Here is a 13,358-nt window from a genome sequence, read left to right on the forward strand (position 1 = left end):
TGGGTCTTGAGCTCTGAGCTGTAAATGCGTCGTTTGGGACGAGTGGCGTTAGCCTCGCTCGCCATGGTGTGCATGATCTTCATCGTGCACACTTTCTCTTGAACTCAGCTTCGACTCAAGATGTGTTGCCCACCCGCTTACGCATGACGAGCTCGGCAGATCAATTGACGGGCCTCTCTTTGCGACAGCACCGTTTTCGGGGAGTTCGATCATGTCCCGTTGTCTCTGTGGCAAACATGGACCCCGATCCGAGATGGTGACGCGCAAGCTGGTAGGTAAATCCCAGGCAGTCTGCTCGCCAGATTTCTGCGCACGAAAAAAAAGGCCCCGCGAGGCCTTTTCTAATTGGCGACAGGGTCGCGCATCCAAATTACTTCTTTGCAGCCGGCTTTGCCTTCTTGGCGGGGGCAGCCGCTTTAGGAGCAGTCTTTGCCTTGGGCGCTGCAGGCGCTGCAACAGCAGGAGCAACCTTCAGTGCAGCGCGCTGATCACGCAGGGTGCTGATTTCAGCTGCGATCTTGTTTTTACGCTCGGTCAGCTTGGCGATGTTTGCCGTTAGTTTTGCAATGGCCTTGGCTGTCTTGGACACGGGCGCCTTTTTTGTTGGGGCCTTTGCAGCGGGCTTTGGTGCCTTCGCGGGAGCCGTTACCTTCTTTGTTGTCGTTGCAGCCTTGGGAGCCATTTTCTTCGCAGTTGCCGTTTGTATTCCTATTTTGTTATCTGGCCAAACGTTTTTGCCAGGCAAGTATTGTCCTCAATATTTTGATGATCTGGAATTTACGTGTCGTCTGTAGACGTCGACATGGATTCAATCCAGCTTGCAGATAGTCTTTGCATTGGCCGATGGGAAGATTCAACCGTTCAAGCCCAGGCGGTTCGTGGCGACGGGGCTGCTTTCGCAATCGCATGAGGATTCGGGCTGTTTGACGCGGCAATTCCGGGAAATGAACTCCGCGATGTGGACGACGGGGTGATAGGCCTTGACAAGGGATGCCTTTTAAGATATCTTAAAGATATCCAAACCAAGGAGATGCCATCATGAGCACCCGTGCTGCTGCCGACCAGATCGCCTTCCGCTACCGTACCGTCGACAGCGCCACGGGCGTGACGCGCGAAACCGCAAAACGCGTGGCGGAACGACTGGGCGTCGATGAGACTCAGGCTATCCACATTGCACTGCACACAATGGCCGTCAAGCTGCTGCCGCAGTACGAGGCGGATGAGGGGCCGCTGACTGCCGCCCAAGTTCGCCAAATCAAGAAGCGTGTCCCGCAGGGCAAGAAGCGTTCTGTACGCTCCAGCCTGTTTGAGGTCGAGTTGGCATGATGCCTCAGTGGTGGGACGAACCTACTGCTGGCGAAATTGTTTGGTGCCACTTTCCCGACGATGTCAACCCGCGCCCGAAGCCACGGCCAGCGCTGATTCTGGCGGTATTTGATGACGATGCGCCGCAGTTTCACGTTCGAGTTGCCTACGGTACCAGCCAACGCACGAACACCCTGCACCGAGGCGAATTTGCCGTCCTGCGTGACCGCAATCTGGCGGCTTATGAGGCAGCGGGTCTCAGCTATGACACCAAGTTCGATTTAAAGCAAGCGCTCGATCTGCCATACACGACAGAGTGGTTCTCGGTGCCGCCTGCGGCATCACATGGCCAGACGCCCAAGCTTGGCACCCTGCATCCTTCGCTGGTGCGCGCTGTGCAAGCCGCATTTCAGGCGGCCAACGGGTAAGTCAGGGGGCTGACGTCGGCATTGGTTGATCACTGTCGAAAGTTTTGCAGCGCGTTCTCTGGGCGTGCCCAATTTGCGGGCAGGCCAGTCGTACATTGCCAGACGCGGGTTGTCGGCTTGCCGTGACCTGCTTGTCCACAGCCTCTGTGGATAAACAAGCACAAAAAAAGACCCCCATCGCCTTTCAGCCATGGGGGCAACTTGATCAAGCGACCTGTCTAACCTCTTCGGTATCGACTTTCGCGCTGCCCATCTCATCCTTGTCCAGATCAAGCTGTTTGAGCAGCTCTCGCTGACGGGCGAGCAGATTCACCAGACGCCCTTCGTGCTCGAAGGTCCGTGCCAGTTCCAGCCGGATGTCGTCCAGCCGCTTGCGCCGCACCTCCAATTGCGCAACGCCATCGGCGTGGTGTTTGGACACCGACTCCAGTGCCGCCATCAGGCCAGCCACGAGGGCGGGTCCCGTCTGGTAGGGCTCCGCGTTGTACAGGCAATGGCCAGACAGGTACAGGTTGGGCACTTCCTCGCCGCGTGCCGCCAGGATGCCCAGATCAAACCCACCAAAGCGGCCAACCACCCGTTCAATCATGCGGGTGCCGGTGCGCACCTCTTCTTTGGCTGCCTTGACCAAGCCCCGCAGGACCTCGCCCACGGCGTCCGGCCCGGTGACCGGTCGACCCGCCAGTTCCAGGGCAATGCCTTGCATGGTTTGCGGCTCGATACGCGCCACGTCCTGGGCATACAGCGCAATCTTCTTCGCTAGCGCCTCGATCATCATCGGAAGCCGCCCCACTTCACTTTCGTTGACGTAGCGCTGATTGCGCCGCAGCGAGAACAGCGTCGAGAGTTTGGCCACCTCTGCGTCCACACCAGCTTTTTCGATGACAAGCGGATTGCCCGAGGCCAAGGCTTTGACCTCGGCATATGACAACGTCGCCAGTTCCACATCTTCCAGTGACCGGATGAAGCCCTTGCCCCCCTTGGGCGATGACAGATCGCAAAACACCATCTGGGCACCACGGAAGTCCGATGTCCTTCGCCAGATGTCCGCCACCTCGCGCGCACAGGTGGGGTAGTCAGCACCCCACTTGTCATCGAACTCCTGCAGCCGGATTTGCGCCTCGTCCACAGTGGACGCGGCATAGATGGTTTTCAAGTCGGCGGCAACCACCTTGCGCAGTTTCCAGCTCACGTAGTTCAGGCTGTGGCGCACCATGTGCACGATGCAAGCAGCACGATCTCAACAATCGAGCCGTCTTCGGCACAACTGATGTTGGTATGCCAGCCTTGCGAAATTTCGCGCACGATCGGTTTGTCCGATACGCGGATTTGCAGGATATCGTCGTTCTCGAAATAAATGCTTTTCATGGTTGAGGCTCACGCGGCGGCCAAGCTCTTTAAAACCTGTTTCAACACTTTGGGCTGCTGCTCTGCAATGGTGATCAACGTACGCGCCGCGCCTGACGGTTGCCTGCGGCCTTGCTCCCAGTCTTGCAGGGTGCGTACTGATACACCCAGCAGATTGGCAAAGTCGCCTTGCGAAAGACCAGACTTCAGGCGGGCAACCGTCACGGCAGGCACGTCGACGCGGGCAACAACCTTGCCTTTGCCGGCCTTCATTTGACGCACCGACAACAAAAGTTCTGCGCCGATGTCGCGTTTGGCATCGCGTGCCAGTAGTTGCTTCTCAGTCATGGGCATCTTCGATCTCCTGTTTAAGTTGCTTCAGCACGTTGGCAGGCACATTGTCCTGCGCGCTTTTGGCGTAAATCAGAATTAACCAAATCTCATCATTGGCAAGCCTGTTGAAATACACAACGCGTACGCCACCGCGTTTGCCTGCGCCTCTGCGCGACCAACGTACCTTGCGCACACCGCCGCTTCCCGGCACCACGTCACCCGCATCAGGCGAGTAAGCAAGCCAGGATGCAAATTCACCTCTTTCGTCCTCGCTCCAGTAGTCTGGCCACAAGCCCTGAAACAGTGGCGTTTCAACGATGGTCAGCATAAAGTTTGAATTATACGGCTTTGCCGTAGTTGATGGTTCATTTCCCCCAAGAATCCTTCAACCCCACCGCCAAATTAAACACCGGCTTGCCCGCCGCATGATCGACCCGATCCGCCGCAAAGTAGCCATGCCGTTCAAACTGGAACTTGTCATCGGCCCTGGCCGCAGCCAGTGAGGGCTCGACCACGGCTTGCAGCACCTTCAGGCTGTTGGGATTCAGGTTTTCAATAAAGTCCTTACCGCCGGCTTCGGGGTGGGCTTCCACAAACAGGCGCTCATACAGGCGCACTTCGGCCTGCACCGCATCGTTCACGCCGACCCAGGTGATCACGCCCTTGACCTTGACGGAATCCGAGCCGGGGGTGCCGCTTTTGGTGTCGGGAATGAGCGTAGCCAGCACGGACGTTACGTTTCCTGCTTCATCTTTGATAGCGCCGCTGCATTCGATGACGTGGCCGTATTTCAGCCGCACCTTATTGCCCGGGAACAACCTGAAAAAGCCCTTGGGCGGCGTTTCTTCGTAGTCGGTGCGTTCAATCCAGACTTCCTTGCCGATTTTGAAGCTGCGTTTGCCCAGCTCGGGCTGGTGCGGGTGAATGGGGGCGGAGCAATCATCGAGCTTGCCGGCGCCCATCACCTCGTCCCAATTGGTCAGCACCAGCTTGATCGGGTCGAGCACGGCCATGGCGCGCGGGGCGCTGGTGTCCAGGGTTTCGCGCAGGCAGCCTTCGAGCGTGCTGTAGTCGATCCAGCTGTCGCTCTTGGTCACGCCTATGCGTTCGGCAAACAGTTGCAGCGCTTCGGGGGTGTAGCCGCGCCGGCGCAGGCCGACGATGGTGGGCATGCGGGGGTCGTCCCAGCCCTTGACTTTGTGGTCGTACACCAGTTGTGCCAGTTTGCGTTTGCTGGTCAGCACATAGGTCAGGTTGAGGCGGGCAAATTCGTACTGGTGCGGGTGCGGCGTGGCAACCAGGCCGCCTTCGCACAGGCGGTCGAGCAGCCAGTCGTAAAACGGGCGCTGGTCTTCAAACTCCAGTGTGCAGATGCTGTGGGTGATCTGCTCCAGGGCGTCCTCGATCGGGTGCGCAAAGGTGTACATCGGGTAAATGCACCATTTGTCGCCGGTGTTGTGGTGCGTGGCGCGGCGGATGCGGTAAATGGCCGGGTCGCGCAGGTTGATGTTGGGGCTGGCCATGTCGATTTTGGCGCGTAGCACCATGGAACCGTCTTCATGCCGGCCGTCACGCATTTCGCGAAAGCGGGCCAGGTTTTGCTCGGGCGTGCGGCTGCGAAACGGACTGTCGGTGCCAGGGTGGCCAAAGTCGCCGCGGCTCAGGCGCATTTGTTCGGCGGTTTGCTCGTCCACGTAGGCGTGGCCGGCTTTAATCAGGTATTCGGCGGCGCGGTACATGAAGTCGAAGTAGTCGCTGGCCTGGTACAAATTGCACTCATTGCCCGATGGGCCGTTGTTTTCCCAGCCAAAACCCAGCCATTTCACCGCGTCCATGATGCTGCTGACGTATTCGGTGTCTTCTTTTTCGGGGTTGGTGTCGTCAAAACGCAGGTGGCACACGCCGCCGTAGTCGCGCGCCAGGCCAAAGTTCAGGCAAATGCTTTTGGCGTGGCCAATGTGCAGGTAGCCGTTGGGCTCGGGCGGAAAGCGCAGGCGCACCTTGGCCGCATCTGGCTGGCCGGCGGCGTGGTGGGCGGCATCGCCCGGGCTGCCGCCCCAGCGGCGGCTGGCGTAAGTGCCTTCGGCCAGGTCTTTTTCGATGATCTGGCGCAAAAAGTTGCTGGGCTTGTGGGCTTCTTTGTCAGCAGGGGCTAAGGCTTTGGAGGGGGCGGGGGAAGTCATGCGGTGATTTTAGGCGGTTACACCACAGCGTTACGTTTGGCAACGCTCTTAACGGGGCGTACGGTAAGCGCATGGCCGTCTGCCGCGTTTAATAAGCACATGGGCACTTCTGCCCGGTAAGGAGAGAATCTTGAAAACTGCCAATAAATCCAGCCGCTCTGTTGTTTTTGCCGGCGCCGCGGGCGCCCTGGCGCTTGCAGCGCTGGGCTTTGCCGGTGCCGCGCAGGCCCGCGACAACATCGCGTGGTCGGTCGGCGTGGGCTCGCCGGGCGTGTCGGTTAACGTCGGCAATGCCTTCCCGGTGTACGCCCCGGCCCCGGTTTATGTGCAACCCGCGCCGGTTTACTACGAGCCGGCCCCGGTTTACTACCAGCCTGCACCGGTTTATGTGCAGCCCCGCCCTCACTACCAGAGCTACTACGGTCAGCCGCAGGTGGTGTACGTGCAGCCCGGCTACCGCCATGGCTGGAACAAACACCATGGCCGCGACCATGACCGTGATGACGACCGCGGTGGACGTGGTTACCGCCAGGGCCTTGGCCCGGTTAATGGCGCCGGTTGGGGCTCTGCCGGTTATGCGCCGGTGTACTACCAGCGTTAATCCCGAACCGGTTTGCAGCATGTAAATGCTGCACCCAGCAAAAAGCCTGCTTGATGCAGGCTTTTTGCGTTGGGGCGGGGCAAGCCGGGCGGCTTGTCAGGCCTTAAGCGGCTTTCCAGAAAATGTAGTCGGCCTGGTAGGGCAGGGTCAGCTTGGCGCCAAGGTCGTTCTGGGTGCAGTTTTTGACAAACTCCCGGCCGCCCTTGGTTTTAAGGCGCTGAATGTAGGTGACGTTTTGCAGCACGCCAACGCCGGCGCCCGGTGTGCCCTTGGACAACTGGTAGGGCAGGTGGGTGGCGCCCACGCGTGGCGCGATGGCAATTTGCTGGCCGACGACGCTGGAGCCGTCGCTGTGCATCCAGGTGGCGGGCGGGCCCGAATATTTCACGACCTGTTTGCCGGTGCGGTCCACCAGGTCGGCCTGCGGGCTGACCAGCACCCAGCCCACGGCGGCGGGCGTGCCGGCGCTGGCCTTGCATTCGTAGTTGAGCAGGCCGGTGGCCGTGGTTTCCAGCGCCACCACATGGCCCGCGGGCACCATGATCTGGTCGTCAACCTTTTCCTGGGTAAATTCCTTGGGTGGCGGCTTGACGCTGGAGCAGGCCGCCAGAATGACGGCGGTGCCGGTGACCATGGCCAGCGTGACGGCGGCGCCCTTGCTGTAGGCCCACAGGGTGTTGTGTGTGCTTCTCATGTGCTTCCTCGGTGTGTAGTTGAACTCGAAGGCCAGTACACCCTGAAAGCGCCGCTGGGCCTGTAGGACGCTGCGCCCAGGCGCTGCGGGATGGCGGCATGACCTGACGTAAAAAAACCGCAGGGCCAGCCTTGCGGCCGGGCCTGCGGGCCACAAAGCCAGCCCCGCCTAACTTCAGGGCTGGCTGCTCACGCTTGGGACCAATCAAAAAAAGCGGGAAGAACGGAGGAGCCTGTCGACAAGGCGGTTTTCGTTCTTTCTTCGTTCTTTCTTCGTTGTTACATCGCCTTGTAGAAGATGTAGTCGGCCTGGTACTGCACGACCTGCTTGCTGCCCGCATTGGCGGCGGCGCAGGCCATGGCCGGGGCCACGCCGCCCCTGGTGTCGACGCGCTGGATGTAGGTGACGCCGCTCATGGCGCCGCTGCCCATGGCCGGGTTGGCCTTGACGAGTTGCGTCGGGATGTTGCCGGCGCCATTGGCGGCGACGGCGACCTGGGTGGCGGTCAGCCTGGAGCCGTCCAGGCTTTCCCAGGTGGCCGGCGGGCCGTAGTACTTGCCGACCTGTTTGCCGCTGCGGTCATTGAGCCTGGCATCGGGGCCGACAAACACCCACTCAAACTGGCCGGCCATGTCTTTCTTGGGGCTGCACTGGTAGGTGATGTCGCCCACGCCCACGGTTTCCATGGCGACCTTGTTGCCGGCCGGCACCTGAACGGTGGCGGGCAGCATGGCCTGCGAATACAGGGGCTTCATCGGCATCATGGGCGACATGCTGCCGCAGGCGGCCAGCAGCGAGACCAGCAAAACGGAAGCGCAGGCGGTGGCGGTACGTGACATCATTTTTAAACTCCTGAGTTTTTGTTGACCGGCCCAAGGGAGGCCGGCATCGGCAAGACGGTCGGGCCCGAGCTGGTAGGCAGGCAGCGTTCGACCGTCCTGGAGCTAATACGGCGCCGGCTGCGGGACTGGATTCAGGAAAATGCGGGGTGAGGCAAAAAAAATTGAATTTTTTTGCCGAGGCAGCGGACGCGGCGGCGCCACGCCTGCTCTACTGACCGAAGCGCGGACCCTTGAGCAAAAAGGCCTGTTCCTCGGGCGTGTTGGCCCGGCCCAGCGCCGCGTTGCGGTACGGAAAGCGGCCAAAGCGGGCAATGATGTCCTGGTGCTGGCGCGCAAAGTCAAGATTGCCCTGCAGCCTGGGCTTGAGCGCTTCGGGCGCGTCGGCCAGCAGGCGCGCAAAGCAGGCCACGCATTCGCCTTGCAGCGCCGCATCTTCGGCGTGCATCAGCGGCATGTAGGTAAACACGCGGGCGACCCAGGGCAGCGCCTGGTCGGCCTGCCGGGCCAGCATGTCCCGCACCAGCCGCTGCGCTCGCGCATCGCCGGCAAAGGCGCGCCCGGTGCCGCGAAACACGTTGCGGGAGAACTGGTCGAGCAGAATCACCAGCGCCAGCCGGGCCAGCGGCTGCGGGCCATCCAGTTCGTCCGTTTGTTCCCAGTCGCGCAGGCCGCCGTCGACCGCCAGCGCCACCTGCGCGCCAAAGCGGGTGGTGATGTCCTGGTCCAGCGTCGCGCCGCCGCCAAACCAGCGCGTGCCCAGGTCCTGCGTCGGCCAGCCCGGTGTCGGCGCCGGGCCGCCCCCAGCAGACACAGCCCCCTCGGGGGGCAGCGTAGCACCCGCAGGTGGCAAGCGTGGGGGCCAGTTGCTCATGCCGTCGCCTAGCCAGAATTCAAGAATTTCGGCGGGGGTGGCGGTGTTGGGCGTGCTGTCGCTTGGGTGGCTGATGGGCGGGGTCATGGTGGCCGAAAGCTTACCAGCGGTCAGAGCGCAGTTGCAAATCCCAGGCGCCCTTGCGCGCCGCATACACCCCGACCACGCCGTAGCGCTGCTCGCCCACGCCGTCCCATTTCATGGAGCCGGTGACGGGCGCGTAGCCGTCAAAGCTGCGCAGGGTTTCGGTGATCTTTTTGGGCTGAACCGAATTGGCGCGCCGCATGGCGCCGGCCAGCACGTACATCGCATCGTAGGTGTAGTGGCCGCCGTAGGCCGGCTCCACCTTGTAGGCGTCCAGGTATTTGGCCAAAAACACCTTGCCGTTGACAAACTCCTTGGCATCCAGAATCGGCGAGGTGGCATACAGGCCCTTGACCATGCCAATGCCCTTGAGCATGGTGGGGGTCTTGATGGTGTCGCCGCCCAGGATGCTGAGCTGGGTGTAGTCGGCTTTTTTCAGCGCCTCGAGCAGGGCCAGCACCTGAAAGTCGTTCAGCGTGGTGATGACCACCTCGACCTTGTCCTGCTTGAGCTTTGCGGCGAGTTCGTCAAAGGCGGTGGTCTTGTCGTCAAACGACTGGCGCAGCGTGATTTCCTTTTCGGCCAGCTTGAGCTGATCCGCCGCGCCTTCGGCCAGGCCCTTGCCATACGGCGTGCCGTCGTCCAGCACCGCATATTTGGCGGCCTTGAGCTGGTTGGCGGCGAACGAGCCGATGGCTTTCGCCTGCAGCATGTCGTTGGCGACCAGGCGGTAGGTGGTGGCCAGCCCGAGTTGCGTGAATTTGGGGTTGGTCGATATCGCCAGCTGGGCAATGTCTTTGGTGGCGTAAATCGGGGCCGACTCGATGCTCACGCCCGAGTTGAGGTTGCCGATGACGGCGACGACCCCCGCGTCCACCAGCTGCTGGGCCACTTGCTTGCCGGTGGCGGCGTCGGAGCGGTCGTCCATCGCCACGATTTCAATCGTGACGGGCTTGCCCTTGATCTTGAAGCCTTCCTTGTTGAGTTCGGCCACGGCGAGCTTGACGCCGTTGTGCAGGTCCTGGCCCAGCGCGGCCAGGTTGCCCGTCAGGGGCTGGGCCACGCCAATTTTGATGGTGTCGGGCGGGTTGTCGCAGCCGCTCAGCAGGGCAGCGCCCATGAACAGACTGGCGGCCAGCGTGGCCAGGGCCAGGCGGTGAGAAATGACGTGGTACATCAGTGAGCGCTTCGTTGATTGAGGTGCTGCCGAATGTAGGTTCCAAGCGCGCGAATTCGTAGCGGGTTTAACCTGCTTTTACGGAATGAGCGGGTCGATTCATTTGGCTAATGTCCTGCAAGCAGTCAAAGCAAAATAAAAGCAAAGCCAAAGCCTTACATTGCCCTGAAAAGGTGGCTGTAAAGGCGGCTCACGGCCAGCCTGTCGGGGCTGCCGCGCAAGGTCAGGGTCAGCCGGCCGCTGTCGTCGCGCTGCACGCTGGCTATGGCGCTGGCGCGCACCACGGTGCCGCGGTGCACCTGCCAGAAGGTGTGCGCGTCGAGCTGCGGCAGCAGCTCCTTGAGCGGGGTGCGAATCAGGTATTCGGCATCGGCGGTGAGCACGCGAATGTATTTGTCGGCCGCTTCAAAATACAGCACCTCGGCAAGCGGAATCATCTGGATCGTGCCGCCCTGCGAGCCCGGCTGGCTGGCCTGAATCATCTGCAGCGGTTTGCCGGCGGCCATGCCGGCTGCCGAGGCGGGCGCCAGCAGGGCGCGCAACTGGCCCAGCGTGTGCTCCAGTTCTGCTTCTGAATTGATAGCGCTATGCGCACGCTGCATAAGGACTAGCTGCACTTTTTGCACGGTTTTTTGCAATCGGGCGGGCTGCACCGGCTTGAGCAGGTAGTCCATCGCCTGGGCTTCAAAGGCCTGCACCGCGTACTGGTCATAGGCGGTCACGAACACCAGCGCCGGAAAGGGCTTGCCACCCGCCTGCTGCGGCGCGGGCCAGGCGTCGGCCAGCTCGGCGGCGGCGTCCAGCCCGTTCAGGCCCGGCATCTGGATGTCAAAAAACAGCACGTCGGGCTGCAGCGCCAGCGCCCGCGCCACGGCCGCGGCGCCGTCGCCCACCGTGGCCAGCACCTTGAGGCCCGGCCAGGCGCGCGCCAGTTCGGCCTGCAAGGCCTGCGCCAGCAGCGGCTCGTCTTCGGCAATCAGGGCGGTGGTCATCGGTGTCGGGCTCATGGTTGTAAAGGAAACCGGATGCTGGCCCTGGTGCCACCTGCGGGTTCAGCTATTAAATCGATAGCGGCCTGGCTGCCGTAGGCGGTGGCCAGGCGCTCCCGCACCTGGGCCAGGCCAAAGCTTTGACCGTCTTCAGGCGCGCCCATCAGGCCGACGCCGGTGTCGGCCACTTCCAGCAGCAGCGCGCCCTGCTCGCGCCGCGCGCTGACGCTGATGCGGCCGCCTTCAATTTTCGGCTCCAGGCCATGCTTGATACTGTTTTCGACCAGCGGCTGCAGCAGCAGCGTGGGCACCGGCAGCGTCGCCAGTTCCGCCGGCAGATCAAGCGTGTAGGCCAGGCGCGGCCCCATGCGCACCGCCATCAGCGCCAGGTAGTCTTGCAGCCGGTCAAACTCGGCCTGCAGCGGGTGCGTGGGCGTGCGCGAGGCCTGCAGGGTGGCGCGCAGGTAGGCAATCAGGCGGTCCAGCATGGCGGTGGCGCGGGCCGCGTCGGTGTCAATCAGCACCCGCAGATTGGCCAGGGTGTTGAACAGCATGTGCGGCTCGAGCTGGGTTTGCAGCAGCCGGAGCTGGCTTTCCGCCGCTTGGCGCTGCAGCGATTCGGCGCGGGCGCGGGCCTCGTTCAATTGCTCGCGGCTTAAAAAGTAGTAGGTGAGTACGGTGCCGGCCACCAGGCTCATCGCCAGAAGGCTCAGCACCGTGCGGGGCGCGGCAAATGTGAAGGCGATGGCGTCCTCGCCAAGCAGCCAGGCCGCGACCAGCGTACCCAGTGCATAACCCAGGGCCACGCTGGCGGGAACGATCAGGATCAGCCAGCGGCGCTGTGCGCGCCAGTTCCTGATGAGCCACAGCCGGCTGAAATCGATCAACGCCCAGATGCTCAGGCCGATACATTGTGAATAGATGAGGTTTTGCAAAAAACCGTGCAAGCCCGACAAAGTCAGCGTCAGGGCAATCAGCGTGTTCAGGGCAGCTGTTTGCAGGGCGCGCAGCAGCATGGGTGGGATGGGCGGAAGGCGCATGACGACAGTATGCCGGGGCTGATGCCGCGCGCCTCACATCAGGCCCAGCTGCGTCCACAGCAGCTGGCCCAGATAGCGCTGCGGCAGCAAGGTGAAGCCGCCGGCAAGCAGGCAGGCGCCTACGTACAAGCCCTGCATGGCGGCGCGGTGACCGGCAATGTTGCGGCGACTCAGGTGCCGGAAGGCGATAAAAAGCTGGAGCAGCGTGAACGGCACCAGCAGGTGAATCGGCGTGTAACCCGCAATATTGGGCAGCGTGAAGTCGCGGATGAACAGCGCCGAGATCGTGGTGGTCAGCATCATCGTGACCCAGGCGTAGCCAAACGCGCGGTGCAGTTTGGGCCGCTGGGTGCGGCCCTTGCGCGCCCACAAGGCGATCGGGCCGATGACGGTGGCGGTGATGGCGGCAGACAGGTGAATGGCGATGAGCGGTGTGAGTTGCATGGTGCGTCCTGGAGGGGCGTGGCGTTGGGCTGACTTTGCCAAAACACCGGCGCGGCGAAAAGGGCGCTGCGACGAAATGCAGGCGGCGCCGACGAAATGCGGTTTTGGCGCGTGAACGGCTGGCCTGCAAGAACAGGTTCCAAAGCGGCGGCGATAATCAAAGCCCAATTTCAGGAGCCAGCGTGGACATTGCACTGTTGATCAAAGCCGCCATCATGGGCATTGTTGAAGGTTTGACCGAGTTCTTGCCGATTTCGTCCACCGGCCACCTGATCCTGGCGGGCGCGCTGCTGGGGTTTGACGACGACAAGGCCAAGGTGTTTGACATTGCGATCCAGACCGGCGCCATCTTTGCCGTGATCCTGGTGTACTGGCAAAAAATCCGCGACACGCTGGTGGCGCTGCCCGACGAAAAACAGGCGCAGCAGTTTGCGCTCAATGTGCTGGTGGCCTTCATTCCTGCGGTGGTGCTGGGCCTGCTGTTTGGCAAGGCCATCAAGGCCAACCTGTTCACGCCGGTGGTGGTGGCCAGCACCTTCATCATTGGCGGCTTCATTATCTTGTGGGCCGAAAAGCGCCAGCAGCGCAACCCGGCCGTGGCGCGCATTCACGCCGTCGAGGCCATGAGCACGATGGACGCGCTCAAGGTCGGGCTGGTGCAGTGCCTGGCCATGATTCCGGGCACCAGCCGCAGCGGCGCCACCATCATCGGCGGCATGCTGCTGGGCCTGTCGCGCAAGGCGGCGACCGACTTTTCGTTTTACCTGGCGATTCCGACCCTGATTGGCGCCGGCGTTTACAGCCTCTACAAAGACCGCGCGCTGTTGTCGCTGGCCGACCTGCCGCTGTTTGGCGTCGGGCTGCTGTTTTCGTTTGTCAGCGCCTGGCTGTGCATTCGCTGGCTGCTGCGCTACATCGCCAGCCACAGCTTTGTGCCCTTTGCCTGGTACCGCATCGCCTTTGGCGTGGTGGTGCTGGCCACGGCCTGGAGCGGGCTGGTGAGCTGGGCGGCTTAGCCGG

General features: G+C 62.0%; 17 protein-coding genes. 4 read left to right on the forward strand and 13 right to left on the reverse strand.

From position 1 onward, the window contains the following. Positions 1-370: 370 nt before the first annotated feature. A complete protein-coding gene (locus RMO23_RS05110) occupies positions 371-745 on the reverse strand; it encodes a histone protein (protein ID WP_309679115.1) in 375 nt (124 codons plus the stop codon). A gap of 293 nt (positions 746-1,038) precedes the next feature. Here RMO23_RS05110 and RMO23_RS05115 point away from each other — a divergent pair, with 293 nt between their 5' ends. Both RMO23_RS05115 and RMO23_RS05120 read left to right on the forward strand, forming a co-directional pair. After that, positions 1,039-1,326, forward strand: coding sequence for a hypothetical protein (locus RMO23_RS05115; RefSeq protein WP_309679117.1), 288 nt, complete (start codon positions 1,039-1,041; stop codon positions 1,324-1,326). Then, positions 1,323-1,733, forward strand: a complete 411-nt coding sequence (locus RMO23_RS05120) for a hypothetical protein (protein ID WP_309679119.1) — start codon at positions 1,323-1,325, stop codon at positions 1,731-1,733. The genes RMO23_RS05115 and RMO23_RS05120 overlap by 4 nt, the downstream gene beginning before the upstream one ends. A gap of 205 nt (positions 1,734-1,938) precedes the next feature. Here RMO23_RS05120 and RMO23_RS19680 read toward each other — a convergent pair whose 3' ends face one another. From RMO23_RS19680 to RMO23_RS05145, 5 genes are read right to left on the reverse strand one after another with little or no spacing between them, the layout of a single operon-like run. Continuing rightward, positions 1,939-2,949, reverse strand: a complete 1,011-nt coding sequence (locus RMO23_RS19680; protein WP_405041566.1) for a transposase — start codon at positions 2,947-2,949, stop codon at positions 1,939-1,941. Further along, positions 2,931-3,101 carry a DUF2283 domain-containing protein gene (locus RMO23_RS05130; RefSeq protein ID WP_309679121.1) on the reverse strand — a complete coding sequence of 57 codons (171 nt, stop codon included), beginning with the start codon at positions 3,099-3,101 and terminating at the stop codon, positions 2,931-2,933. The genes RMO23_RS19680 and RMO23_RS05130 overlap by 19 nt, the downstream gene beginning before the upstream one ends. A 9-nt stretch (positions 3,102-3,110) precedes the next feature. After that, positions 3,111-3,428, reverse strand: coding sequence for a helix-turn-helix domain-containing protein (locus RMO23_RS05135; RefSeq protein ID WP_309679123.1), 318 nt, complete (start codon positions 3,426-3,428; stop codon positions 3,111-3,113). After that, entirely contained in the window at positions 3,421-3,741 is a 321-nt protein-coding gene (locus tag RMO23_RS05140; protein ID WP_309679125.1) for a type II toxin-antitoxin system RelE/ParE family toxin, read from the reverse strand. Before RMO23_RS05140 ends, RMO23_RS05135 begins: the two co-directional genes overlap by 8 nt. Positions 3,742-3,778: 37 nt before the next feature. After that, positions 3,779-5,596, reverse strand: a complete 1,818-nt coding sequence (locus RMO23_RS05145; RefSeq protein ID WP_309679127.1) for a glutamine--tRNA ligase/YqeY domain fusion protein — start codon at positions 5,594-5,596, stop codon at positions 3,779-3,781. A 130-nt stretch (positions 5,597-5,726) separates the two neighbouring features. Between RMO23_RS05145 and RMO23_RS05150 the strand changes: the two genes are divergently transcribed. Beyond that, positions 5,727-6,197, forward strand: coding sequence for a hypothetical protein (locus RMO23_RS05150; RefSeq protein ID WP_309679129.1), 471 nt, complete (start codon positions 5,727-5,729; stop codon positions 6,195-6,197). A 103-nt stretch (positions 6,198-6,300) separates the two neighbouring features. Here RMO23_RS05150 and RMO23_RS05155 read toward each other — a convergent pair whose 3' ends face one another. From RMO23_RS05155 to RMO23_RS05185, 7 genes are all read right to left on the reverse strand, one after another. Beyond that, the gene (locus tag RMO23_RS05155) at positions 6,301-6,891 is read right to left on the reverse strand and encodes a DUF3455 domain-containing protein (protein WP_309679131.1); all 591 of its coding nucleotides are present in this window, start codon (positions 6,889-6,891) and stop codon (positions 6,301-6,303) included. 278 nt (positions 6,892-7,169) lie between these two features. Further along, positions 7,170-7,733 carry a DUF3455 domain-containing protein gene (locus tag RMO23_RS05160; RefSeq protein ID WP_309679132.1) on the reverse strand — a complete coding sequence of 188 codons (564 nt, stop codon included), beginning with the start codon at positions 7,731-7,733 and terminating at the stop codon, positions 7,170-7,172. A gap of 208 nt (positions 7,734-7,941) precedes the next feature. After that, entirely contained in the window at positions 7,942-8,691 is a 750-nt protein-coding gene (locus RMO23_RS05165) for a DUF924 family protein (protein WP_309679134.1), read from the reverse strand. 13 nt (positions 8,692-8,704) lie between these two features. Further along, a complete protein-coding gene (locus tag RMO23_RS05170; protein ID WP_309679135.1) occupies positions 8,705-9,865 on the reverse strand; it encodes a branched-chain amino acid ABC transporter substrate-binding protein in 1,161 nt (386 codons plus the stop codon). Positions 9,866-10,020: 155 nt separating this feature from the next. Beyond that, the gene (locus tag RMO23_RS05175; protein WP_309679137.1) at positions 10,021-10,857 is read right to left on the reverse strand and encodes a LytTR family DNA-binding domain-containing protein; all 837 of its coding nucleotides are present in this window, start codon (positions 10,855-10,857) and stop codon (positions 10,021-10,023) included. Positions 10,858-10,868: 11 nt separating this feature from the next. Beyond that, the gene (locus tag RMO23_RS05180; RefSeq protein WP_309679140.1) at positions 10,869-11,894 is read right to left on the reverse strand and encodes a histidine kinase; all 1,026 of its coding nucleotides are present in this window, start codon (positions 11,892-11,894) and stop codon (positions 10,869-10,871) included. 33 nt (positions 11,895-11,927) lie between these two features. Next, positions 11,928-12,338: a DUF2306 domain-containing protein gene (locus tag RMO23_RS05185; RefSeq protein ID WP_309679142.1), complete on the reverse strand. Its 411-nt coding sequence runs from the start codon at positions 12,336-12,338 to the stop codon at positions 11,928-11,930. Positions 12,339-12,520: 182 nt separating this feature from the next. Between RMO23_RS05185 and RMO23_RS05190 the strand changes: the two genes are divergently transcribed. After that, entirely contained in the window at positions 12,521-13,354 is an 834-nt protein-coding gene (locus RMO23_RS05190; protein WP_309679143.1) for an undecaprenyl-diphosphate phosphatase, read from the forward strand. The last annotated feature ends 4 nt before the right edge of the window (positions 13,355-13,358 follow it).

The organism is Polaromonas sp. (genome assembly GCF_031411155.1).
GTDB lineage: Bacteria > Pseudomonadota > Gammaproteobacteria > Burkholderiales > Burkholderiaceae_C > Polaromonas.